General features: G+C 63.1%; 18 protein-coding genes. 12 read left to right on the top strand and 6 right to left on the bottom strand.

Going from position 1 to position 22,961, the window contains the following annotated elements:
- Nucleotides 1–316 precede the first annotated feature (316 nt).
- From ACEW7X_RS13105 to ACEW7X_RS13090, 4 genes are all read left to right on the top strand, one after another.
- Nucleotides 317–2,707 (top strand): 3-hydroxyacyl-CoA dehydrogenase/enoyl-CoA hydratase family protein, encoded by a 2,391-nt coding sequence (locus tag ACEW7X_RS13105; protein ID WP_420177291.1) that lies wholly within the window; start codon nucleotides 317–319, stop codon nucleotides 2,705–2,707.
- A gap of 169 nt (nucleotides 2,708–2,876) precedes the next feature.
- On the top strand, nucleotides 2,877–3,398 hold the full coding sequence (locus tag ACEW7X_RS13100; RefSeq protein ID WP_134838774.1) for a sigma-70 family RNA polymerase sigma factor: 522 nt from the start codon (nucleotides 2,877–2,879) through the stop codon (nucleotides 3,396–3,398).
- A gap of 7 nt (nucleotides 3,399–3,405) precedes the next feature.
- Entirely contained in the window at nucleotides 3,406–4,578 is a 1,173-nt protein-coding gene (locus ACEW7X_RS13095) for a FecR family protein (RefSeq protein ID WP_420177290.1), read from the top strand.
- 174 nt (nucleotides 4,579–4,752) lie between these two features.
- Nucleotides 4,753–7,296, top strand: a complete 2,544-nt coding sequence (locus tag ACEW7X_RS13090; protein WP_420177289.1) for a TonB-dependent receptor domain-containing protein — start codon at nucleotides 4,753–4,755, stop codon at nucleotides 7,294–7,296.
- Between the two features lie 172 nt (nucleotides 7,297–7,468).
- On the opposite strand, the gene ACEW7X_RS13085 is transcribed toward ACEW7X_RS13090, so the two are convergent.
- From ACEW7X_RS13085 to ACEW7X_RS13075, 3 genes are all read right to left on the bottom strand, one after another.
- Nucleotides 7,469–8,170 carry a Bax inhibitor-1/YccA family protein gene (locus tag ACEW7X_RS13085; RefSeq protein WP_068366657.1) on the bottom strand — a complete coding sequence of 234 codons (702 nt, stop codon included), beginning with the start codon at nucleotides 8,168–8,170 and terminating at the stop codon, nucleotides 7,469–7,471.
- Nucleotides 8,171–8,338: 168 nt separating this feature from the next.
- On the bottom strand, nucleotides 8,339–8,770 hold the full coding sequence (locus ACEW7X_RS13080; protein ID WP_068366654.1) for a DNA polymerase III subunit chi: 432 nt from the start codon (nucleotides 8,768–8,770) through the stop codon (nucleotides 8,339–8,341).
- A gap of 10 nt (nucleotides 8,771–8,780) precedes the next feature.
- Entirely contained in the window at nucleotides 8,781–10,301 is a 1,521-nt protein-coding gene (locus ACEW7X_RS13075) for a leucyl aminopeptidase (protein WP_420177288.1), read from the bottom strand.
- A 59-nt stretch (nucleotides 10,302–10,360) separates the two neighbouring features.
- On the opposite strand from ACEW7X_RS13075, the gene lptF reads away from it, so the two are divergent.
- From lptF to ACEW7X_RS13060, 3 genes are all read left to right on the top strand, one after another.
- The gene (lptF, locus tag ACEW7X_RS13070) at nucleotides 10,361–11,458 is read left to right on the top strand and encodes an LPS export ABC transporter permease LptF (protein ID WP_068366651.1); all 1,098 of its coding nucleotides are present in this window, start codon (nucleotides 10,361–10,363) and stop codon (nucleotides 11,456–11,458) included.
- Between the two features lie 210 nt (nucleotides 11,459–11,668).
- The gene (locus tag ACEW7X_RS13065; RefSeq protein WP_068366648.1) at nucleotides 11,669–12,628 is read left to right on the top strand and encodes a CysB family HTH-type transcriptional regulator; all 960 of its coding nucleotides are present in this window, start codon (nucleotides 11,669–11,671) and stop codon (nucleotides 12,626–12,628) included.
- A 327-nt stretch (nucleotides 12,629–12,955) separates the two neighbouring features.
- The gene (locus tag ACEW7X_RS13060) at nucleotides 12,956–13,267 is read left to right on the top strand and encodes a DUF2325 domain-containing protein (protein ID WP_068366642.1); all 312 of its coding nucleotides are present in this window, start codon (nucleotides 12,956–12,958) and stop codon (nucleotides 13,265–13,267) included.
- 332 nt (nucleotides 13,268–13,599) lie between these two features.
- Here the strand turns inward: ACEW7X_RS13060 and ACEW7X_RS13055 are convergent, their stop codons facing one another.
- Nucleotides 13,600–14,235, bottom strand: coding sequence for a C40 family peptidase (locus ACEW7X_RS13055; RefSeq protein WP_068366640.1), 636 nt, complete (start codon nucleotides 14,233–14,235; stop codon nucleotides 13,600–13,602).
- 372 nt (nucleotides 14,236–14,607) lie between these two features.
- Here ACEW7X_RS13055 and ACEW7X_RS13050 point away from each other — a divergent pair, with 372 nt between their 5' ends.
- Nucleotides 14,608–15,015 carry a GlcG/HbpS family heme-binding protein gene (locus ACEW7X_RS13050; RefSeq protein WP_068366638.1) on the top strand — a complete coding sequence of 136 codons (408 nt, stop codon included), beginning with the start codon at nucleotides 14,608–14,610 and terminating at the stop codon, nucleotides 15,013–15,015.
- Between the two features lie 54 nt (nucleotides 15,016–15,069).
- Here ACEW7X_RS13050 and ACEW7X_RS13045 read toward each other — a convergent pair whose 3' ends face one another.
- Nucleotides 15,070–16,698: an electron transfer flavoprotein-ubiquinone oxidoreductase gene (locus tag ACEW7X_RS13045; protein WP_420177932.1), complete on the bottom strand. Its 1,629-nt coding sequence runs from the start codon at nucleotides 16,696–16,698 to the stop codon at nucleotides 15,070–15,072.
- Nucleotides 16,699–16,923: 225 nt separating this feature from the next.
- Between ACEW7X_RS13045 and ACEW7X_RS13040 the strand changes: the two genes are divergently transcribed.
- The 3 genes from ACEW7X_RS13040 (at nucleotide 16,924) to ACEW7X_RS13030 (ending at nucleotide 20,285) form a co-directional block, all read left to right on the top strand.
- A complete protein-coding gene (locus ACEW7X_RS13040; RefSeq protein WP_068366635.1) occupies nucleotides 16,924–17,622 on the top strand; it encodes a CoA transferase subunit A in 699 nt (232 codons plus the stop codon).
- Between the two features lie 13 nt (nucleotides 17,623–17,635).
- Nucleotides 17,636–18,286 (top strand): 3-oxoacid CoA-transferase subunit B, encoded by a 651-nt coding sequence (locus tag ACEW7X_RS13035; protein ID WP_068366632.1) that lies wholly within the window; start codon nucleotides 17,636–17,638, stop codon nucleotides 18,284–18,286.
- A gap of 199 nt (nucleotides 18,287–18,485) precedes the next feature.
- Nucleotides 18,486–20,285, top strand: coding sequence for an aminopeptidase P family protein (locus ACEW7X_RS13030; RefSeq protein ID WP_068366629.1), 1,800 nt, complete (start codon nucleotides 18,486–18,488; stop codon nucleotides 20,283–20,285).
- Nucleotides 20,286–20,421: 136 nt separating this feature from the next.
- Here ACEW7X_RS13030 and ACEW7X_RS13025 read toward each other — a convergent pair whose 3' ends face one another.
- On the bottom strand, nucleotides 20,422–20,850 hold the full coding sequence (locus tag ACEW7X_RS13025) for a hypothetical protein (RefSeq protein ID WP_083969340.1): 429 nt from the start codon (nucleotides 20,848–20,850) through the stop codon (nucleotides 20,422–20,424).
- A gap of 375 nt (nucleotides 20,851–21,225) precedes the next feature.
- Between ACEW7X_RS13025 and ACEW7X_RS13020 the strand changes: the two genes are divergently transcribed.
- Nucleotides 21,226–22,887 carry a CTP synthase gene (locus ACEW7X_RS13020; protein ID WP_068366626.1) on the top strand — a complete coding sequence of 554 codons (1,662 nt, stop codon included), beginning with the start codon at nucleotides 21,226–21,228 and terminating at the stop codon, nucleotides 22,885–22,887.
- The last annotated feature ends 74 nt before the right edge of the window (nucleotides 22,888–22,961 follow it).

Raw genomic sequence — 22,961 nt, 5'->3', positions numbered from 1 at the left:
GACGGCTGCCGTGATCCCGTCGCGCCAGGGCTGACTCTTCTGCCAGGTGACCTGGCTACAGGGATGGCAAGGGGAAAAGGGGAAAAGAAGGCTTGGTGACTAGTGACGAAGCACAAGGACGGCAAAGCAGTCAGCCGGTCATTGTCGAGGCATGCAGATAGGCGTGGGCACGTGCGCAGCCAGCCTATTGCCGTCATCTTCGATGAATAGGCTATGAGGCTGGGTAGAGGATGATTTCGGCCCGATGCTATGCTGGTTCCTTACCACGCGCTGGCGGGCTGGATGGGGCTGGCGCATCCACGAACGGGAGATTCGCTTGGACAAGCTCATAGTCAAACAGGTAGCCGTGCTGGGTGCAGGTGTCATGGGGGCGCAGATTGCCGCGCATTTTGCCAATGCCGGCATTTCGGTGCTGCTGTATGACCTGACCGCCAAAGACGGTGATCGCAGCGGGGCCGCGGCGCGCGCTGTGGCCAATCTGGCGCGCCTGCAACCGCCGCCGCTGGCCGAGGCCGCGCGCGTCGGCCTGATCCAGCCTGCCAACTATGACGATGACCTGCCCTCGCTTGAAAATTGCGATCTGGTGCTGGAAGCGATTGCGGAGCGGCTGGACTGGAAGCTCGATCTTTACCGGCGTGTGGTGCCGCACCTGCCTGCCCATGCGGTGTTCGCCACCAATACATCCGGGCTGTCCATCAATACGTTGGCGGATGCGCTGCCGGAACCCCTGCGCCGGCGTTTCTGCGGCGTGCATTTTTTCAATCCGCCGCGCTATATGCGGCTGGTAGAGCTGATTGCTGCGCGCGATACTGATGCCGCCGTGCTCGACGGCCTGGAAAGCTGGCTGACGACGCGGCTAGGCAAGGGCGTCGTGCGGGCGCTGGATACCCCGAATTTCATTGGCAATCGCATCGGGATTTTTGCCATGCTGGCGGCACTGCATCACGCCGAAGCCATGGGCCTGGCGCCGGACGAGGTCGATGCCATTACCGGCCCTGCGATCGGTCGGCCCAAGAGCGCAACCTATCGTACGGCAGACGTGATCGGCCTGGATACTTTCGCGCATGTGGTGGCAACCATGGACCAGCACTTGCCGGACGATCCCTGGCATCGCTACTTCCGCCTGCCAGCCTGGATGCAGGATTTGATCCGCCAGGGCGCGTTGGGGCAGAAAACCGGGGCAGGGGTCTATCGCAAGGAAGGCCGTGTCATCCAGGTGCTGGATGCCGGCACGGGCAAGTACCGCGATGGCGCCGGCCGCATGTCCGCAGCCCTGGCAGAGATACTGAAGCTGGAAGACCCGGCCGCGCGTATGCGCGCCCTGCGCGACAGCAGCGATAAGCAGGCAAATTTCCTGTGGAATGTGTTCCGCGATATTTTCCATTACAGCGCGTACCACCTGGCGGAGATCGCACATTGCGCACGAGACCTGGATCTGACGTTGCGCTGGGGCTTCGCCTGGTCGCAAGGGCCGTTCGAGACATGGCAGCAGAGCGACTGGCAGGCAACGGCGCAGGCCATCGCGGCGGATGTCGCGGCAGGCCGGGCACTGGCCGATGCTCCCTTGCCTGGCTGGGTACTGGAGACGTCGCGCCGGGGCGTGCACCAGGCTGAAGGTTCCTATGGCGCTGGTGACGGCCGCCTGCATCCACGCAGCGCCTTGCCCGTTTACCGGCGCCAATGTTTCCCGGAGCGGCTGGCCGGGGAGAGCGCGGCGTCCGGGCGTACCGTGCATTGGGAAAATGAGGGCGTCAGTCTTTGGGCTCTGGATGGGCTGGATGCACGCATCGCGGTGGTGTCTTTCAAGAGCCGCATGCATGCCGTGGGCGAGGAAGTGCTCGACGGCCTGTTGCAGGCGATTTCCCGCGCCGAGCAGGATTTCGATGGCCTGGTGTTGTGGCATTCTGCGCCATTTTCAGTCGGTGCGAACCTGAAGCAGTTGCTTGCCGCTGCGCAGGATGGGCAGTTCGAGGCCGTGGACGGTATCCTGCAGCGTTTCCAGCAGGTGTCGCTGGCGCTGCAATATGCACAGGTGCCGGTGGTGGCCGCCGTGGAGGGCATGGCGCTGGGCGGCGGCTGCGAATTCGCCGTCCATGCGGCGCGGCGCGTCCTGGCGCTGGAAACCTCCATCGGCCTGGTGGAAACGGGCGTGGGCCTGATTCCCGCTGGCGGCGGTTGCGTCTATGTGGCGCAGCGCGCCGCCCTGCTGGCAGCCACGGCGGATGCTACCGGCACCATTCTGCCGCATTTGCGCCCGCTGTTCCAGAACGTGGCTCAGGCGCGGACGTCGCGCAGCGCCTGGGATGCCCAGGCCCTGGGTTATGCACGCCATGGCGATACGGTGCTGTTCCATCCCGCGGAACTGTTGTACTCGGGCATCAGGGCGGCGCGCGGTCTGGCGGAGTCCGGTTATGCGCCGCCGCCGCGTTATGCCGTGATTCCTGTCGCCGGACAGGCTGGCCTGGATATGCTGGAAACCGAACTGAGTGTCCAGCGCGAGGCTGGCCGCATCAGCAAGCACGATTACCGTGTGGCGCTGGGGGCGGCGACGGTATTGTGCGGCGGCCAGCCGGATAGCGGCACGCAGGCGCCGGTTGCACAGATGCTGGCAGCTGAACGCAGGGTGTTCATCGAGCTGCTGCGCACGCCGGAAACACAGGCGCGCATCGCCCATACGCTTAAGACCGGCAAGCCCTTGCGCAACTGATGATTCCTCTTTCGGGCGGGTAGGGACGCAGGAATCGAGTCCATTCGCATACTCATGTGTTAAAAATGCAATTAACATCAATTTTCATTTGTATGTGTGGGCGTGCCACTGCTGTGCCGGTCAGGCCGGTCGGCTTGTGCATCCAGCATGTCCCACAAGCTTGGCTTTCATGCGTGCCCCCTATACCGATATCGAGCAGATCTACCATGCGCACCAGCCCTGGCTGAAGTCCTGGCTGGCACGCAAGCTGGGTGACGTCCATGGCGCGGCCGACGTGGTGCAGGATGTCTTCATGCGCCTGCTGACGCGCATCGAACCTGCGCCCCTGCTGGAACCGCGCGCCATGCTGACGACGATTGCCCAGCGTGTGCTGGCCAGCCGCTGGCGGCGAGAGCAACTGGAACGTGCCTACCTGGATTCGTTGGCACAGCATGAACAGGCCTATGCCATGTCTGCCGAGGCGCAGGCCATCGTGATCGAAACCTTGATGGAAGTGGACCAACTGTTGGCAGGCTTGCCGCGTGCGGTCAGGGAGGCGTTTCTTCTGAGCCAGCTGGAAGGCTTGAGACAGGCAGAAATCGCCGAGAAAATGGGTATCTCGGTGACGACGGTCAAACGCTACCTGGCGCGGGCTGCCCTGCAGTGCTATTTCCCGGAAGGGGTGCAAGCCATTTGCGGCCAGGGCGGCTGATAGCCTCATGCATCAAGATTTTTCGCGTGATGCCGGCCAGCGGCCGGGCAACCCGTCGGCCGCAGATGCGCCAGATCAGGAAGAGGCACCGGTGCCCAGGGACATTGCCCAGCAGGCCGTGCTTTGGCTGTTGACCCTGCAGGAAGACCCTGGCTCACGCCAAACCTTGCGTGAATGGCTGTGCTGGCGCGATGCGTCGCCTGAGCACGCTCGTGCCTGGCGCCGTATCGAAGCGTTGCACGGCAAGTTCCAGCAAGTGCAGGCTGTGACGCCCGATTCGGCTGCTGCAGCAAGGCGTGCCCTGGTGGGCGCGCCGCCAGACCGGCGCCGCCGTGTCTTTGCGGGCATGATGGCGGCACTGCTGATAGGCGGTGGCGCCTGGACGGCGCAGGACAGCCTGCCGGTGCTGCGTTGGACTGCCCAGGTGCGCACCGGCAAGGGCGAGCGCTGGCAGCAACGCCTGGATGACGGCACGGAACTGGCCGTGGCGGGAAACAGTGCGCTGAACGTTCGGTTCGATGCCGCGCAACGCGTGATCGAGTTGCTGGCCGGAGAAGTATTCATCAGCACCGCACATGCAACCGGCGAGTCGCGGCCATTTCTGGTGCGCACGCCGCTGGGCAGCGCCCAGGCGCTGGGAACTGAATATTCCGTGCGCCTGTTGCAAGGGCAGGGCCGGCCGGCAGCCCAGGTAGCGGTCTTCAGTGGTCGGGTGTTGGTCCGGCCAGAAGCCGGGCTGACCGGTTCGGTGACGGACACCGGTTGGTTCAATGGGACGCAGGCTGGTGCCGAAGCTGGCGCCGGGCCAGGGGACGGGGAGAGTGCGGCAGTTGGCCGGGTGCTGGATGCCGGGGAACAGGTCGAATTCCATGCCGGTGGCTACGGGCAACCCGGCCCGGCAGACGTCAACCGGGAAAGCTGGCGGCGCGGCATGATGGTCGCGCACCAGCAGCGCCTGGATGTTTTCCTGGCGGAACTGGATCCCTTCCTGCCGTTCACTGTCAGTGTCGATCCGGCGGTGGCCGGACGCCGCCTGTCAGGCTCGTATCCGCTGGACCGGCCCGAGGATGTGATTTTCAGCGTGGCGCGCATGCTGGGCCTGGAAGTCGAGGCTCGGCGTCGGCGCTGGCGCAGCGATGCATTCCATCTGTCCGCGCGGGCCGACGGGCCAGGCCGCTAGGTCGCCAGGCGAACGAGGCTGGCGGCTCGCAGTACCCATGGCATGACTGGTGCCATTTTTTCATGGGTGGTCTGTTTTTCAGTCTCATGCGACATGACAGGTAGAAGCCCTGGCCGTGGTGCGCCGGGGCATGCGGTCATCCTGCCTGGATGGCGCTACTTGTACGCGGATGAAATGATGACTGTCAAAAATTCCCGGGCCTGGAAGGCCTCCGTCGCGGGCGCCGTCATGCCAGCCCAATTACCTGTTGCAGTAGTGTCGGCCCTGCTCGCGTTGGGTGCACCTCCGGCTTTTGCCGCGTCCGGCGTCGCTGCTGGGGTTGCGGGCAATGCGGCGGCAGTGCAGGCCGGCAGCGCCGGTGTCAGGGCTTTTTCCATTGCGGCGGGCCCGCTGGAGCAGGTACTCAACGATTTTGGCACGCAGGCGGGCTGGCTGCTGACCTATGCGCCCGAACTGGTCGAGCACAAGCAAAGCCCCGGCCTGGAAGGTAATTATCTGCCTCAGGCCGCGCTGGCACTGCTGCTGGAAAATACCGGCCTGCAGGCGGTGGAAACCGGAAGCGGCGGCTATATGCTGCAACGCACACCGGCGCGTGCACATGGCGCCGGCCCGGCACTATTGGATGTGGTGACGGTGACAGGTGTTGATGGCAGCTATGGCAAGCCGGGGGCGCACAGTTCGCGCGTCATGAACGAGAACATGCAAAGCCTGGATGCCGTCCTGCGCAGCATGCCGGGCACCTATACGCAGCTGGATCCCTTGCAGGGCGCGGTAACGGTGAACGTGCGCGGCATGAGCGGCCTGGGGCGGGTGAACACCATGGTTGATGGCGTGACCCAGACCTACTACGGCGTGGCGCCTTCGAGCTATCACGGCGCGGGTGCAAATACGTCTTCGGGCGTGATGATAGACCCGAATTTCCTGGTGGGCGTGGATGTCAGCCGGGGCAGCAGCGCGGGTTCACAGGGCGTCAATGCGCTGGCGGGCAGCGCCAATATGCGCACCATAGGCGTTGATGATGTGCTGCGAGAAGGACGCAGCTTCGGGATGCTGGGCCGGGCTTCAGTGGGCAGCAATGGCCTGGGCCGCACCGGCATGGTAACGCTGGCCGGGCGTACCCAGGCTTTCACTGACAGCGGCAGTATTGCTGCGCTGGTCGGTATGAGCGCCAGCACGCTGCATGCCACCTACACCAATGGCGGCGGCCGCAGCAGCGAGGATTTCCTGGGCGAGGACAACGAATTCCTCAAGCAAAGCCCCCGGTCCCAGCTTTACAAGGTGGAGCTGCGGCCCAACCGCTTCCATCGCCTGGAATTCAGCGGCCGTAACTACAAGACGCAGATGACCAAGCGCGACATCCGCAGCGATGATTACTACCTGAAGTACAACTACGCGCCGGGTTCCGATCTGGTGGATGTGAGCATGCTGCTCAGTACCAGCCGCTCGCAACAGGATTTCGAGCCGGGTGCTCCGTTCACCTACGAAAGCGCAGCCATCAAAAACCGTTCGCAAACCGTGGACCTCAGCAACACCAGCCGGTTTGCGCTGGGCGAGACCAGGCTGGCGCTGCTGGTGGGCGGCAAGTTCATGAACACTCGTTATCAGCGCGATTACTCCCGAGTATGGGAAGACGAGGGTTACAACGCCTTCCTGCCTGAAGGACGCCAGCGCATCGCAGCACTGTATACCGGGCTGGGGATCAGTCGCGGTATTTACCAGCTCGACCTGAACCTGAATTACACGCGCAGCAAGGTCCAGGGCTTCAAGCCCGAATGCCCGGAGGATGTGGCCTGCTTCCCGCAGGGGGCCTCGGAACTCAACCTGAAGGATTCGTCCTTCAATCCTTCGGTAACGTTCTCGGCGCAGGTGACGCCATGGCTGCAGCCCTTTGTCGGCTACAGCCATTCCACCCGGGCGCCCAACGTGCAGGAAGTGTTTTTCGGCAATGAAGGCGGTGGCTCCATGAATCCTTTCCTCAAGCCCGAGCATGCGCGCACTGTCGAGGCGGGGTTCAACCTGATCAAGCCGGACCTGCTGACTGCCGGTGATTCCTTCCGGCTGAAGGCGCTGGCATACCGCACGCGCATCCGTGACTACATTGCCAGCGAATCGTTCTTCCTGTGCAACGACGGCTCCCGCTGCAAGGATATCGACAATTCCAGCGCCAGTTTCAATGCGCACATGTCGGTCAATACGCTTTCGCCTGTCACCACGCGGGGCTATGAACTGGAAGCTGCCTACGATGCCGGTGTCGGTTTCGTCAATGTGGCATGGAGCTGGCAGCATACCAACCAGCCAACCTCGATTGCCAGCACGACGCAGCTCGGGTTCGGCTATGACGACATGGCCGACTTGCCGCGCAGCTATGGCACGATAGACCTAGGAGGGCGCTTCTTCGACCGCCGCCTGGTCATCGGCAGCCTGATCAAGTACACCGGACGCGTTAAACGCCTGAGTACCGAAGGCATCAGCCTGGACAGCAACACCGTGGAAAAGGAAGACATGCCGCGCATTCCGACCATCGTGGACCTGTATGGCAGCTACAAGGTGTCCGAGGCGCTGAGCCTGCGCTTCTCGGTGCAGAACCTGGCCGACAAGGACTATGCCGAAGCCCTGAACCGGATGAATCAGGACCTGTATTACGCTGAAGAGGGGATGTCCATCAACACCACGGCGCGCGGCCGTACCTACATGATCGGTGCCGAATTGCGGTTCTGAGGATGGCAGCGGGGGCCCAGGCAGCCCCCCGTTTTTTGTTCCATGGTAGATGCCGTTGCCAGCCCTGGGTCAAAAAAATCCTGCCGCAGGCCTGAACGGCCGGGCAGGATACAGGGGTAAAGCGTCAGGTCAGCGCGTAACGGGCAGCAGGCCGCCCGCTACGGTCTCGGCATCAGTCACGGCTGCCGCCGGCGATGCCCAGCAGCGCCAGCAGGTTAGAGAAGACGTTGTAGACGTCCAGGTAGATGGCCAGGGTGGCGGACACGTAGTTGGTTTCGCCGCCATTGATGACGCGCTGCAGGTCTACCAGCATGAAGGCCGAGAAAATCACGACCGCCAGGACCGAGATGGTCAGCATCATGGCCGGCATTTGCAGGAAGATGTTGGCCAGGGCAGCCACCAGGATCACGATGGCGCCAGTGAACAGCCACTTCTGCATGCCGGACAGGTCACGCTTGATGGTCGTGGCGAGCGTGGCCATGGTGCCGAAGACGATGGCGGTGCCGCCGAAGGCGGTCATCACCAGCTGCGCACCGTTGCTCATGCCGAGCACGAAGCCCAGCAGGCGCGACAGCATCAGGCCCATGAAGAAGGTGAAGGCCAGCAGCAGTACGACACCCATGCTGTTGTTCTTGTTGCGCTCGATCATGTACATCAGGCCGAAGGCGCCGGCCAGGAACAGGATGGCGGTCAGGCCGGGGCTGCCGGCAGTCAGGGCGCCGAAGTTCATCGACAGGCCCAGTGCTGCGCCCAGCACAGTGGGAATCAGCGATAGCGCCAGCAGCCAGTAGGTATTGCGCAGGACACGGTTGCGCACGACCTCGCCTGGGGCGCTGGCCGAGCGATTGAAGGGGGAAGGTCGTTCGGTATTCATGACGGCTCCTATAGGGTTCCGAATGCCGGGCGCAAGGGCCCGGACGCAAGTTCAGACACGTAGCATAGCTTACAGTTCCCTGAAAACTCAAATAATCCAGTGAAAAAATGAGCACAGGGAGGCAGGGTACACAGCGGCATGCCCGTGGCGGGCAGCGGTGGGCGCATATCAGCGCTGCGAGAGATCGTGCGCCTTCAGTTCGTGGCCGTCGTCCTGGTAGCGGCGCCAGCGCAGGCGGGCATGCTGCCGATCGGCGTCGCTGCCGGAGACGAATTCCAGAATTCTGGTGTAGTGGCCGTACTCCTGGGGGCAGCCGTCATCCAGGTTGATCAACCAGCTTTCGGCTGAGTCAGGCGGTGGCAGCGGCTGGCTGCGGGTCAGCAGTACCGGCGTCTGCGGTGCCAGCGGATCATTGATGGCGACATGCGGGACGAAAGAAATGTCGTCGAAGGTCCAGAGCAGGCGGTCGAAGGCCTGCAGCCTTTGCGTATCGCTGCAGTAGACCAGCAACCGGCGGCCTGCCAGATACTGTCGGTGGACAGTCTGGCAGGCCACCAGCAGGCGGTCGGCTGCGCCGAAGGCGAAGTCGATGCGCGCCATGGCCGTGGGCTCAGGCCGAAGCCTGTTGGCTCAGCAGGTAGTGCACCAGCAGCGGCACGGGACGGCCCGTGCTGCCCTTGTCCTTGCCACCACGCCATGCGGTGCCGGCGATGTCCAGGTGCGCCCAGGAGTAGGCCTGGGTGAAGCGGGACAGGAAGCAGGCAGCCGTGACGGAACCGGCAGGGGGGCCGCCGATGTTGGCCAGGTCGGCGAAGTTGGACTTCAGCTGTTCCTGGTAGGCCTCTTCCAGCGGCATGCGCCATGCGGGGTCCTGGGCGGCGCGGCCGGCATCCAGCAGGGACTGGGCCAGTTCGTCGTCGGTCGAGAACAGGCCGCTGTTGACATGGCCCAGCGCAACGACGCAGGCGCCGGTCAGCGTTGCGATATCAATGACGGCAGCAGGCTTGAAGCGTTCCGCATAGGTCAGCGCGTCGCACAGTACCAGGCGGCCTTCGGCGTCGGTATTGAGGATTTCGATGGTCAGGCCAGCCATGCTGGTGACCACGTCGCCGGGCTTGTTGGCCGTGCCGCTGGGCAGGTTCTCGCACGAGGGGATGAGGCCGACGACTTCACGCTCCAGGCCCAGTTCGGCGATGGCGCGGAAGGTGCCCAGCACGCTGGCGGCGCCCCCCATGTCGTACTTCATTTCATCCATGGTGGCAGCAGGCTTGAGGGAAATGCCGCCGGCATCGAAGGTGATGCCCTTGCCCACCAGCACGATGGGCTGCGCGGCCTTGCCCTTGGCCTTGACTGCCTTGGCGGGCTTGTAATGCAGCACGATGAAGCGCGGCGGTTCCGCCGAACCCTTGGCGACGGACAGGAAAGAACCCATTTTCAGGGCTTCGATCTGCTTGCGCTCCAGCACCTGGACCTTGATGCTGTCGTAGGTGTTGGCCAGTTGCTTGGCCTGATCCGCGAGGTAGGTGGGGGTGCAGATATTGCCCGGCAGGTTGCCCAGCGTGCGGGTCAGCGCCATGCCGTTGGCAATGGCGGCGCCTTCGGCCAGGCCGCGCTGCGCTTCGGCAGCTTCGTTGCGGGCGACGATCAGCGTGAGCTTCTTCGGGCCGGATGGCGTTTTTTTGTCGTCTTTCTTGCTCAGCGTTGCATCATAGCGGTAGCCGGCATTGATAGCGGCCTGGGCTGCCTGGCTGGCGCGGCTGCGCAGCGTGCTGGCATTGGTGGTGGGCAGGGCGGCCAGGGTCGAGGCGGCATCCGCCAGCGAGAGCTGGGAGAGCGCCGCTGCCAGGCCGCGTTCAGCCTTGGCGTGGGCGGCAGCGGTGTATTCTTCCGCCTTGCCCAGGCCGACCAGAACGACGCGGCGGGCCGTGATGCCCTCGATACGGTGCAGGGTCAGGGTTGCGCCGGCAGTGCCGCGAAAATCCTGTTTGACGACGTCGGTAATCAGGCCCTGGCTGGCGCGATCCAGCGCTTGCGCTTCAGGCGTCAGGGTGCCGTCAGCGTAAACGCCGACGGCCAGAGCGGCACTTTTAATCCGGTGCAGCGACACGGTTGACTGTGTGCTAAATTCCATGAGGATTTCCCGTTGCATTCAATAAGGAACGCGACGATTATCCCGCAATTTGCTTCTTCATGTCCCTGTTCAAGAAATCCGTGGTGGGCGAGATCACCAGCCATGCAGGCGTGGTGTTCTCCACGCTCGTCATTGTCTGGCTGAGCGTGCTGCTCATCCGCCTGCTGGGCGATGCTGCCAGCGGCTCCATTGGCGCCGATGTCGTGCTGGGCCTGGCCGCCTTCTCCACCATCACCGCCTTGCCGGTGGTGCTGTCCGTTTCGCTTTTCATTGCAGTGCTCACGACGGTAACGCGCAATTACCGTGAGTCGGAAATGGTGGTCTGGTTCGCCAGCGGCCTTTCTTTGCTGGACTGGCTGCGGCCGGTACTGCGTTGCGCGGTGCCCACGTCCATCCTGATTGCCGTGCTGACTTTGCAGGCCTCACCCTGGGCCTACCGGCAGATTGCCGAATATCGCCAGCGCTATGAACAACGCTCCGATCTTTCCAAAGTCTCGGCGGGACAGTTCCTGGAAACCAGCGGCGGCGCTCGGGTGTTCTTCGCGGAAGAACCCAAGGCGCCGGACGACGAGTTGGGTACGGTATTCCTGCGGCTCAATGAAGATGGCTGGCTCAGCGTCGTTTCCGCCGATGGCGTGCGCATTGAAAATCAGGATAACGGCGACCGTTTCCTGGTGCTGGGCGAAGGCTACCGCTATGACTTCAAGCCGGGCACGCCGGAGTTCCGCATGGCGGAATTCGAACGCTACGGTGCGCGCCTGGAAAGCCGGGGCGGAGAAGAAGCGCTCAAGCAGGCGCGGCTGGAGGCCGAAAACGTAGTGAAGGCGCGTCCGCTGGGCGCTCTGCTGGAAGATGGTACTGATCGGTCGCGCGCCCAGATCATGTGGCGCCTGGCCTTGCCGCTGGCGGCGCTCAACCTGGCGTTGCTGGCCATTCCGCTGGGCGCGGTCAATCCGCGCCTGGGACGTTCCGGCGACCTGCTGCTGGCGGGTCTGATTGCCTTGCTCTACATGAATCTGATCAATCTTTCGCGCAGCTGGATCGGCTCGGGCAGCCTGTCGTTCGGCATCGGTGTCTGGGCGGTGCATGGCGTGTTTGCCTTGCTAACGGCCTGGCTATTCTATGTACGCATGCGTATCAAGGCGCCGAAGCAGTAGCTGCTGCAGACATTGGCCTACCTGCCGGAGGGGGGGCTGAACCCGCCTTCGGCAGGTAACGGACAGGCCAGCGCAGGGGGCAGGCAGTGGACAAACCCCTGTCCGGGGAAGTCGCTTATGCCGTAGGGAAATAGCTTATGTGCATTATTTATAAGCTTTGCTTCCCTTATTCCCTACAATCGGTTGCTACGATGTCGAGGTAGCCACACCATGAACCTGCAGCAATTTCGTTTTGTCCGGGAAACCATTCGCCGCGACTTCAACCTGACTGAAGCCGCTCGGATGCTCTACACCTCGCAGCCGGGTGTTTCCAAGGCCATTCTCGAATTCGAGGACGAACTGGGAATCAAGATTTTCGAACGCCATGGCAAGCGTATCAAGGGCCTGACCCGCCCCGGCCTGGCGGTTTCCCAGGTCATCGACCGCATCATGCTCGAAGTCGACAATCTCAAGAAAGTCAGCGACGAGTACGCGCGCCGCGATGAGGGCGGGCTGACCATCGCCTGTACCCATACCCAGGCCCGGTATATGCTGCCCAAGGTCATCCCGGCGTTCAGGCAGCGTTTTCCCAAGGTCCACCTTTCGCTGGCCGAAGGCAGCCCGCGGCAATTGGCGGAAATGGTGCTGCACGGGCAAGCCGACCTGGCCATCGCTACGGAATCGCTGGCGTTGACCCCTGGCCTGGTAACGCTGCCCTGCTACACGTGGGAACACGTGGTGGTGGTGCGCCCAGATCATCCGCTGGCGGATTTGCGCTCCAGCGCCGTGAAGAAATTGTCGCTGGAGCAACTGGCCGAATACCCGATCGTTACCTACGACCGGGCCTTTTCCGGCCGGACGGCAATAGACGACGCCTTTGCCGGGCAGCGTATCCATCCCGATATCGTGCTCGAGGCCATTGATGCCGACGTGATCAAGACCTACGTGGATGTGGGCATGGGTATCGGCATCATTGCCGGCGTGGCCTACGACCCGAGACGCGACTCCGGGCTGGTGGGCCTGCCTGTGGGACGGCTGTTCGGCACGCATACCACGCGCATAGGGGTCAAAGCAGGGGTGTTCCTGCGCGACTACGTCTATACCTTCCTGGAAATGGCGGCGCCGCAGCTGACCCGCGAGGTCGTGCAGCAGGCCATCATGGAACACGGCGGCGATATCGCGCCGGAATAACATGCGCCTGCGCCTGCATGACCGGGAACGCAAAGAGAGTGTGCCCACACGTGCCCGCCGGCAGGTGCTGGTGTTGAATGGGGATAGGAACGCGCCTGCGGCTGACGCAGGCGCGTTTTTTCTTTTGGGGTGTGTGGGGTGGCTGCCACGTTTGTGCGGGCCTGTTGGGCAGCCCTGCAAGGCTGCTGACCACCTTGCAATAGCGAAAACCTAACGACGCAATAGCTTGAATAGAAATAAATTCGGCATACCCGACTTTTTTACTCTTGCATTCCAAATAGGAATCACTATCATTACATCTATCGTAACGATGCTATGAGGAAAACCATGTCGCAATCACTGAGTGCCGTCGTCGTCGGGGCCGACCGTCTGGGCAATATCCCGGATCTCCTGAAAGGCCACAATATTGCCATCACGCACCACATCAGTGGCCGTGATCCTTCCCATCAGAAGAAAACCTTGCAATTGCCTTCCGGTACCGAGCTGGTCATCCTGCTGACTGACTTCCTCGGGCATAACGTCATGAAGACCTTCCGTAGCGCGGCCATGCGCAGCGGCGTCCGTGTCGTCGCCTGCCGCCGTTCTGTCTGCAGCATGAAGCAGGCGCTCAATCAGTGCGGCCTCTGTTCTTCCTGCTGAAACGGTTTTTTTCCCATAGCATTTGCGTGTTGTCCGGTATGGCGGGCCATACAGGAAAAAATCATGCAGCACCCGTCAGGACTCTTTGCCAGAGCAAAGAGTCCTGACGGGTTTTTTATTTCATGGGGCATCTGTCGCAGCCAGGACGGGTGAGCGCTGCCGGTCCGCATGCAATCAGCGGCAGGGGGGCGATCCTGGCGTCGGCACTAGGGCCAGATCTAGGGCCGGCTACGGGCAGCAAGGGCAGGGTGGGGTGGCACCCTTGTGTTGCAGGCCCGTCCCTGAGGATCCAGGGAAGGGAACGCAGCCAAAGGTTTTTCAGCGGGTAGGATTCAGCTGGCGGCAGCCGACAGGCGGCGCGCGCCATTGAAGCGTTTGCTCCAATAGCGGATATCCATGCTTTCGATACGAACGACGCCCTTGGAGTTCGGTGCGTGCACGAACTGATTGTCGCCGACATAGATGCCGACATGGGAATAGCGCCGCCCCAGCGTATTGAAGAAGACGAGATCGCCAGGTTGCAGTTCCGAACGGGAGACGGCCTTGCCGGAATGTGCCATTTCAGAGGCGCTGCGCGGCAGTTGCAGGCCCAGGGATTCGCGCGCGGCATAGACGACCAGGCCGCTGCAATCGAAACCGGTGTCGGGATTGGTGCCGCCCCACTTGTAGCGCACGCCCAGGTGTTCCAGGGCGGAGCTGACCAGCGCGTTGTCGGTATCGGAAGTGCCGTGGTCCGCGTAGCGGTCCGAGGCCAGGTTGCTACGCGGCAGGGCTGCGCGGTCACGTTGCCTGGCGGTGTAGCTGGCGATCAGGGCATCCAGGGAGCTTTCATCGGCCTGCGGCTGGCGGGCCGAGCCCGGCTTTTCCAGTGAGATCAGGCGTGCTTGCTGCTGCTGGGGGGGATTGGTGCTGGCGCAGCCAGCCAGGAACAGGACTCCGCATGCAATCAGGCAGCGCGGCGCAGACATTAGAATGGAGGTAATGCCTGGACGGTTTGAGCGGGCGGCGTGCATGGGCGTCGTTGAAAACTTGGCGGCAGCGCTGCAGCAGCAGCGCCAGCTTGAATGGGCTTGACGGTGAGCGTCAATTTTAGCAAATCTGCCAATAAGTCGGGTGCGAAACCTGATCGAAGGCCGTGAAATGCAAGGAAATTTTTCATCCTGGCCATATGCTCATCGTTTCTGGTGTTAATACGAGACATAAATGGCGGTCATATATCCCAGGGCAGGCGGGGCGCGCTGGTCTCTCGCCGGGCCGCCAGTGCCGGTTTCTGTGGTTATGATGGGCCAAGGGCGCTGTCGCCCGATTGTCTTATCGCTGGTTCAGCTAGGGAGTTCCGTATGCAGCAGAAGTTTTTTCTGACACAGTCCGAAGTGACGCAGATCCTGGACGCAGCCCAGTCGTATGCACGGCAGAAGCAATGGGCGGTGACGATCGCCGTGGCCGATGATGGCGGCCATCTGCTCGGGCTGCTGCGCATGGACCGAGCTTCGCCGTTCACGTCGTTGGTGGCGCCGGCCAAGGCGCGTGCTGCGGCAATGGGGCGGCGCGAAAGCAAAGGTTTCGAAGATCTCATCAATCAGGGGCGCTACGCCTTTGGTTCCGCTCCCTTGAGCGAAGGCATGCTGGAAGGCGGTGTGCCCATCATCGTGGACGGGCAGGTGGCGGGCTCGGTGGGGGTCTCCGGAGTAAAGTCGGCGGAAGACGTCGAAATCGCCCGCGCCGGTATCGCTGCACTGGGCCTGTAGGTCGTCAGGACGACAGGCCCTGCCCGCCCGGGCACGGGCCTAGGGAGAGGGGCATCACAGGCCGTTGTAAACCGGCCCTTCGCCGCCCTGGGGCGCTACCCAGACGATATTCTGCGTCGGGTCCTTGATGTCACAGGTCTTGCAGTGCACGCAGTTCTGCGCATTGATGCGCAGCGCGTCGGCACCGGCTTCGTCCTTGACGAACTCGTACACCCCGGCCGGGCAGTAGCGCGCCTCCGGCCCCGCATAGATGGCCAGATTCACCTGCACCGGCACGGCCGGGTCCTTGAGGGTCAGGTGCACCGGTTCGTCTTCATCGTGGTTGGTGTTCGAGATGAAGACCGAACTCAGGCGGTCGAAAGTGATCTTGCCATCCGGCTTCGGGTACTCGATGCGCTCGTACTCCGCCGCCGGCCGCAGACAGGCGTGGTCGGGCTGCTTGCGGTGCAGTGTCCAGGGCATCCGTCCCTTGAGCAGGCCCTGCTCCACGAACGTCATGAAGCTTGCCACCGGCAGCCCCTTCTTGAACCACTGCTTGAAGTTGCGCGCCCGGTTCAGTTCCTCGTGCAGCCAGGAGGCCTGGAAGGCCTGGCCGTAGCCGTCCAGCGCATCCTGGCCACGCCCCTGGGTCAGCGCCGCATGAATGGCTTGCGCCGCCAGCATGCCGGACTTGATGGCGGCATGGCTGCCCTTGATGCGCGAGGCATTCATGAAGCCGGCTTCGCAGCCCACCAGCACACCGCCCGGGAAATCCAGCCTGGGCAGCGACAACAGGCCGCCGGCCGTGATGGCGCGCGCGCCATAAGCCAGGCGCTTGCCGCCTTCGAGCATGGGGCGGATGGCCGGGTGCGTCTTGAAGCGCTGGAATTCCTCGAAGGGCGACAGCCAGGGGTTGGCATAGTCCAGCCCCACTACCATGCCCAGCGCCACCTGATTGTCATTGAGGTGATACAGGAAGGTGCCGCCGTAGGTCTTGCTGTCCAGCGGCCAGCCGCTGGTGTGGATCGCCAGGCCTGGCTGCGATTGCGCCGGGTCTACCTCCCAGAGCTCCTTGATGCCTATGCCATAGCTCTGCGGGTCGCGCCCCGCGTCCAGCCCGAAGCGCGCGATCAGTTCGCGCCCGAGCTGGCCGCGCGCGCCCTCGGCAAACACCGTATAGCGCGCCAGCAGCTCCATGCCGGGCTGGTAGTTCGCCGTGTGGCTGCCGTCGCGCGCCACGCCCATGTCGCCGGTGGCCACGCCGCGCACCGCGCCCTGTGCGTCGTACAGCACCTCCACGGCGGCAAAGCCGGGAAAGATGTCCACGCCCAGCGCCTCGGCCTGCTCGCCCAGCCAGCGCACCACGTGCCCCAGGCGCACGATGTAGTTGCCTTCATTGTGGAAACAGGACGGCAGCAGCCAGTCCGGCGTGCGCAGCGCCTTCTCCTGCGTGAGAAACAGGAAGCGGTCCTGCGTGACCGGCACGTCCAGCGGCGCGCCGCGTTCGCGCCAGTCCGGCAGCAGCTCATCTAACGCACGCGGGTCCATGATCGCGCCCGACAACGTGTGCGCGCCCAGTTCCGCGCCCTTCTCCAGCACGCACACGCCCAGCTCGCTGCCGGACGCCGCCGCCAGCTGCTTGAGCCGGATCGCCGCCGACAGGCCCGCCGGCCCCCCGCCGACGATCACCACGTCATATTCCATGGATTCGCGTTGCAACAATTGCGACATAGCTAATGGTTTTCCTTGCTGGGACTCGAAGTATGATGGGCGGGATTGTAGGGCAAGCCAGCGGGGTGCCACCCGCAGGGCCTGGCCCTCTGATTGCCGGTTTTTCTTAACCTTGTCCTGCTCATAGCCAAGGGTTATCTGGCTGGTGCCGAGGTCTCGTTGTTGTGCAGTATCAATGCCAGTAAGGAGCGACAATCAATGGATAAAGTCTATCGAAGCGCGGAACAAGCGCTGGATGGAATCGTGAAGGACGGCCAGACCATCGGGGTGGGGGGCTTCGGGCTGTGTGGCATTCCGGAAGCCCTGATACGCGCGCTGCGCGACAGCGGCGTCCGTGGCCTGACGTGCGTGAGCAACAATGCCGGCGTCGATGGCGCCGGCCTGGGACAGTTGCTGGAAACCCGGCAGGTGCGCAAGATGGTTTCCTCCTATGTTGGGGAAAACAAGGAATTCGAGCGCCAGTACCTGGCGGGCGAGCTGGAGGTTGAATTCACGCCGCAAGGTACCCTGGCCGAAAAACTGAGGGCGGGCGGAGCCGGCATTCCGGCTTTCTATACCCGCACAGGCGTGGGCACCATTGTTGCGGAAGGCAAGGAAATCAGGCATTTCGATGGACATGATTACGTGCTGGAACGCGCCATCGTGCCCGATGTCTCGCTGGTTCATGCCTGGAAGGCCGACCGCAGCGGCAACCTGATCTTCCGCAAGACGGCGCGCAACTTCAATCCCAATGTTGCGATGGCGGGGCGGGTCACGGTGGTGGAAGTGGAGCATCTGGTTGAAGTCGGCGACCTGGAGCCGGATGAAATCCATCTGCCCGGTATTTTCGTGCATCGCATCGTCGTCAATGCCAACCCTGAAAAACGCATAGAACAGCGCACGACGCGCAGCGCCTGAGGAGGACACCATCGTGGCATGGAGCAGAGATGAAATGGCGGCACGCGCCGCTCGTGAATTGCAGGACGGTTTCTACGTCAACCTGGGCATTGGTCTGCCGACGCTGGTGGCCAACCATGTGCCGCCTGGTGTGGAAGTCTGGCTGCAATCGGAAAACGGCCTGCTGGGCATCGGTCCTTTCCCCACGGAAAGCGAGGTCGATCCCGACCTTATCAACGCTGGCAAGCAGACTGTCACCACCTTGCCGGGGTCGTCGTTCTTTTCGTCGGCGGATTCCTTCGCAATGATACGCGGCGGCAAGATCAACCTGGCCATCCTGGGGGCCATGCAGGTTTCCGAGCGTGGTGACCTTGCCAACTGGATGATTCCGGGCAAGATGGTCAAGGGCATGGGGGGCGCGATGGATCTGGTGGCCGGTGTTGGCCGCGTCGTCGTGCTGATGGAGCACGTCGCGCGCCGCAAGGACGGTGGCGAGGACATCAAGCTGCTGCCGGAATGCACCTTGCCCCTGACCGGCGTGGGCGTGGTCGATTTGATCATTACCGACCTGTGCGTCCTGGAAGTCACGCCTGACGGCCTGCGCCTGCTGGAACTGGCGCCTGGCGTCACGGTAGAGGAAGTCCAGGCGAAAACGTCCGCCAGGCTGGAAGTGCCGGCGCTGTAGGCCGCATGCATGCCGGACGAAGGCAAGCATGGCGCATGCCTTCGTCCTTGTTCCGGTAGCCGCTGCCAGGCCATGCGCGGCTGGGGGCTGGAACAGGCATGGCACAGGCGTGATATCAGCAGTGACATCAGGTGCGGCAATAGGTACCTGCATGGGGGCGGCGGTATGATGCAAAACGTGCAAACCCGAGAGTGCCGCAATGAATCAAGATGCAATACAAGCGCGCCTGGCCGCATTTCGGCGTGCCCTGGCTGATGCCGGCTGCCAGGCCGGCCTGGTACTGACTTCCGATCCCCATCTTTCCGAATACCTGCCTGGATACTGGCAGGTGCGCGAGTGGCTCAGTGGTTTCACCGGCTCGGCGGGCAATCTGCTGGTCACGCAGCAAGCCGCTGCGTTATGGGCCGACAGCCGCTACTGGGAACAGGCACAAGCGCAATTGGCCGGCACGGGTATCGTGCTGATGCGCCTGGGCGGCGGTGCGCCGGGCATGGCCGATTGGCTGGCGCAGCAAGGCGAACCTGGCCGCCTGGCCGTGGATGGTCGCACCGTGTCCTTGTCTTTCTGGCGCCGTATGGAAGCGGACCTGGCGGCACATGGCTGGGCACTGCAAGTGGATTTCGATGGCGTGGATCAGGCATGGCGCGACAGGCCGGCATTGCCGGCAGCGCCAGTCGTAGAACATGATCTGGCCTGGGCTGCCGAGGCTCGTACCGGCAAACTGGAACGGGTACGTGCCGCCATGCGCGAGCACGGGGCGGATTGGCATTTGCTATCCACGCTGGACGACATCGCCTGGCTGTTCAACCTGCGCGGCAGCGATGTCGATTACAACCCGGTGTTTCTGGCCCATGCATTGATCAGCGTGCAGGGGCAGGCGCACCTGTTTGTCGATGCCTCGCGCCTGGCGGCCGGTGTGGCGCCGGCATTGCAGCAAGCCGGTGTGACCCTGCATTCCTATGAAGCGATAACGGCAGCCATTGAAGGGCTGGAGGGCGAGGGCCTGCTGCTTGATCCGGCCAATGTCGTTGTGGATCTTGTGCGGCGGGTACCGGATGCCTTGCCGACAATAGAAGCACCGAATCCTTCGCGCCTGTTCAAAGCCTGCAAATTGCCTGCGCAGCAGGCGCATATCCGCCAGGCAATGGAGCAGGATGGGGCAGCCCTGTGTGAATTCTTTGCCTGGTTCGAGCGCGAACTGGCAGCTGGCGCGGCACTGACCGAACTCACGGTGGACGAAGTCCTGACTGCTGCGCGTGCACGCCGGCCCGGCTATGTATCTCTGAGCTTTCCTACCATCGCCGGTTTCAATGCCAACGGCGCCATGCCGCATTACCGCGCCCTGCCGGAATCCTATGCGGATATTCGTGGCAATGGCCTGTTGCTGATAGATTCGGGCGCTCAATATCTGGGCGGCACGACAGACATCACTCGGGTCATTCCCATCGGGCAGCCTTCGGCGGCCCAGAAGCGGGACTTCACCCTGGTGCTCAAGGGCATGATCGGCCTGTCGCGTGCGCGCTTCCCCCATGGGGCCAGCGGCCAGGCGCTGGATGTGCTGGCCCGGGCGCCCTTGTGGGAACATGGCCTGGATTACGGCCATGGGACGGGCCATGGCGTCGGCTATTTCCTGAATGTGCACGAAGGGCCGCAGAGCATTTCCTGGCGTGCTGCCGTGCAGGTGCCGCTGGAAGCCGGCATGGTGACTTCCAATGAACCCGGGCTGTACCGCCCGGGCCAGTGGGGGATCCGTATTGAGAACCTGGTACTGGCCGTGCCCGCCGGGGAAACGGAGTTCGGTGATTTCCTGGCCTTCGAAACCCTGACGCTTTGCCCGATAGATACCCGTTGCATGGACATCAGCCTGCTGCGCGAGGACGAGCTACGCTGGCTGGACGGCTACCATGCCGACGTCCGGCAACGGCTGGCACCCCTGTTGCAGGGAGAGGCATTGCATTGGCTGGAACAGCGGACCGAGCCGTTGCTGGCGCCACAATAAGCAATGGCGCCCGGTGAGTGCGATGGCAATCGTCCACCGGGTGCGGAAGACGTCTGATCGGGGCGTCGCGCCAATGACCGCACGCAGCGGCAGCGCCGCACCTAGCCAGGCGCGGCGGCGGGGGGCTCTGCTGGCTTTATTGGGCTGCGCGCAGGCGGGCGTCGATATCCGCCATCCAGACCTGATCGCAGGTGACGGCGCCTTCGGGCTCCTTGCCGTATACCTTGAACGACACCGCACGGCACCATTCTTCCGAACCCTGGTCGGGGCCGTGGCCCTGGCCGTCCGTGATGCCTGCCTTGGTTTCAACCCAGTCGAACCATTCGTTGGTGCCGATGGACGGCGTGTCGGCCGACGGTGTGGCCGGGGTTTGCGTGCCGTTGTCGGCCGGGGCCGGCGGCGTGGTGGGTGCCGTCACCGGGGGTTCGGCAGCCGGTGCAGGCGCCGAAGTGGCAGGCGGTGCGGGAGGCGTGGCATCGTTGGCCTTGTTGTCGCAGGCGGCCAGCAGGGCCAGGGCGGGGACCAGAACGCAGGCACTGGCGAATTGACGGGATTTGATACGCATAGGGACTCCTGTATGAGGGATGGGCGATCCAGGGTGATGCGGCGGGCGGCAGCCCGGCGGGGCACAACGGTTTGCTGGGCTTGCCGGGCTGCCTGGGCCGGCAAAGTGACATGTTCATCATATCTGTGGCTGCGGGTACAAGGTTCTCCGGTATGTGTCCGTCTGCGACATCTGGTGACCGTGCGCCAGGAGACAACTTGCAACGCAGGCCACTAGTGGTCCGGAAGCTGAGTTAAACTTCGTCTTTATCCCTATCAACCCGAACCCCGGACGTGGCAGGCCGTGCCCGGGGTTCCTGGGGATGGTGCGGGCTTGGCGCAAGCCGCCTGTTCTGTTCCAGACCGCAACGGCCGATTGCCCCGGCCGTATTCTGAAATGACCAAGTACGTATTCGTGACGGGCGGGGTAGTGTCCTCGCTTGGTAAAGGCATATCTGCAGCTTCCCTGGCCGCGATTCTGGAATCGCGTGGCCTGCTGGTGACGATGCTCAAGCTGGACCCCTACATCAACGTCGATCCGGGCACGATGAGTCCGTTCCAGCACGGCGAAGTGTTCGTGACCGAGGACGGCGCCGAGACCGACCTGGATCTCGGCCACTATGAGCGCTTCATCTCGGCGCGCATGCACAAGGTGAATAACTTCACCACCGGACAAATCTACGAGTCGGTGCTGCGCAAGGAACGCCGTGGCGATTACCTGGGCAAGACAGTCCAGGTGATTCCGCACATCACCAATGAAATCCAGGATTTCATCGCCCGTGGCGCCAAGGCGGCCTACAACGGCAATGCTGATGTCGCCATCGTCGAGATCGGCGGCACCGTCGGGGATATCGAGTCCCTGCCGTTCCTCGAGGCCGTACGCCAGATGAGCCTGCGCCTGGGGCGCGGCAATGCGGCGTTCGTGCACCTGACCCTGGTGCCTTTCATTCCTTCCGCCGGCGAACTGAAGACCAAGCCTACGCAGCATTCGGTGCAGAAGTTGCGCGAAATCGGTATTTATCCGAACGCGTTGCTTTGCCGCGCCGACCGTCCGATCCCGGACGAAGAGCGCGCCAAGATTTCGCTGTTCGCCAATGTGCCGCAGGATGCGGTGATTTCCGTGTGGGACGCCGAGTCCATCTATGAAATCCCGTCCATGCTGCACAAGCAGGGGCTGGACAGCCTGGTGTGCGATGCGCTGAACCTCACGCCGCCACCGGCCGACCTGAGCGCCTGGGATACCATGAACGAGGCGCTGCGCCATCCGGAATCGGAAGTGCGTATTGGCATGGTGGGCAAGTATGTCGACCTGACCGAGTCCTACAAGTCCTTGAGCGAAGCCCTGGTGCATGCAAGCATTCACACGCGCAGCAAGGTTGTCATCGACTACATCGACTCCGAAGAAATCGAAAAGCGCGGCGCGGCCGAGCTGCTTTCCGGTCTGGATGCCATTCTGGTGCCCGGCGGCTTCGGCAAGCGTGGTACCGAAGGCAAGATCGCTGCGGTGCGCTATGCCCGTGAAAACAAGGTGCCCTACCTGGGCATTTGCCTGGGCATGCAGCTGGCTGTCGTCGAATACGCCCGCCACAAGGCCGGCCTGGGCGGCGCCAACAGCACGGAATTCGATCCGTCCGCACCGCATCCGGTGGTGGCGCTGATTACCGAATGGATGGACCGCGAAGGCAAGGTCGAACGCCGCAGCGATAACTCCGACTTGGGTGGCACCATGCGCAAGGGTGCGCAACGCGTGCCGGTCAAGCCGGGCACGCTGGCGCACAAGATCTACGGTGACGAAGTCAACGAGCGCCATCGCCACCGCTATGAAGTCAACAACGTGTACGTGCCTCGCCTGGAAGAAGCCGGGCTGGTCATCAGCGCACGCACGCCGACCGAGAATCTGCCGGAAATCATGGAAATTCCGGATCACCCGTGGTTCCTGGGCGTGCAGTTCCACCCGGAATTCACGTCCACGCCGCGTGACGGCCACCCGTTGTTCATCGGCTATGTGCGCGCTGCCCAGGCTCATCGCCAGGCGCGCCAGCAGGCCGAGCAGAAGTAAGCAGCGGCAGCGGCCATGCAGGATGTCCTGCGACAGCCAGCGGCAGGAAGCGCCTCGCGCCTCCTGCCGCTGGC

Source organism: Kerstersia gyiorum, from assembly GCF_048595715.1.
GTDB classification, from domain to species: domain Bacteria; phylum Pseudomonadota; class Gammaproteobacteria; order Burkholderiales; family Burkholderiaceae_B; genus Kerstersia; species Kerstersia gyiorum.
Note: the sequence above shows the minus strand (reverse complement) of the source record. Positions and strands in the feature narration are given on the sequence as shown.

Bases quoted from the DNA above. Each gene is read 5' to 3' on its own strand.
- ACEW7X_RS13030 (WP_068366629.1), top strand. From the start codon at position 18,486: ATGAATCAAGATGCAATACAAGCGCGCCTGGCCGCATTTCGGCGTGCC.
- ACEW7X_RS13055 (WP_068366640.1), bottom strand. From the start codon at position 14,235: ATGTCTGCGCCGCGCTGCCTGATTGCATGCGGAGTCCTGTTCCTGGCT.
- ACEW7X_RS13095 (WP_420177290.1), top strand. From the start codon at position 3,406: ATGCATCAAGATTTTTCGCGTGATGCCGGCCAGCGGCCGGGCAACCCG.
- ACEW7X_RS13085 (WP_068366657.1), bottom strand. From the start codon at position 8,170: ATGAATACCGAACGACCTTCCCCCTTCAATCGCTCGGCCAGCGCCCCA.
- ACEW7X_RS13020 (WP_068366626.1), top strand. From the start codon at position 21,226: ATGACCAAGTACGTATTCGTGACGGGCGGGGTAGTGTCCTCGCTTGGT.
- lptF (WP_068366651.1), top strand. From the start codon at position 10,361: ATGTCCCTGTTCAAGAAATCCGTGGTGGGCGAGATCACCAGCCATGCA.
- ACEW7X_RS13040 (WP_068366635.1), top strand. From the start codon at position 16,924: ATGGATAAAGTCTATCGAAGCGCGGAACAAGCGCTGGATGGAATCGTG.
- ACEW7X_RS13060 (WP_068366642.1), top strand. From the start codon at position 12,956: ATGTCGCAATCACTGAGTGCCGTCGTCGTCGGGGCCGACCGTCTGGGC.
- ACEW7X_RS13090 (WP_420177289.1), top strand. From the start codon at position 4,753: ATGATGACTGTCAAAAATTCCCGGGCCTGGAAGGCCTCCGTCGCGGGC.
- ACEW7X_RS13065 (WP_068366648.1), top strand. From the start codon at position 11,669: ATGAACCTGCAGCAATTTCGTTTTGTCCGGGAAACCATTCGCCGCGAC.
- ACEW7X_RS13100 (WP_134838774.1), top strand. From the start codon at position 2,877: ATGCGTGCCCCCTATACCGATATCGAGCAGATCTACCATGCGCACCAG.
- ACEW7X_RS13075 (WP_420177288.1), bottom strand. From the start codon at position 10,301: ATGGAATTTAGCACACAGTCAACCGTGTCGCTGCACCGGATTAAAAGT.
- ACEW7X_RS13080 (WP_068366654.1), bottom strand. From the start codon at position 8,770: ATGGCGCGCATCGACTTCGCCTTCGGCGCAGCCGACCGCCTGCTGGTG.
- ACEW7X_RS13025 (WP_083969340.1), bottom strand. From the start codon at position 20,850: ATGCGTATCAAATCCCGTCAATTCGCCAGTGCCTGCGTTCTGGTCCCC.
- ACEW7X_RS13045 (WP_420177932.1), bottom strand. From the start codon at position 16,698: ATGGAATATGACGTGGTGATCGTCGGCGGGGGGCCGGCGGGCCTGTCG.
- ACEW7X_RS13050 (WP_068366638.1), top strand. From the start codon at position 14,608: ATGCAGCAGAAGTTTTTTCTGACACAGTCCGAAGTGACGCAGATCCTG.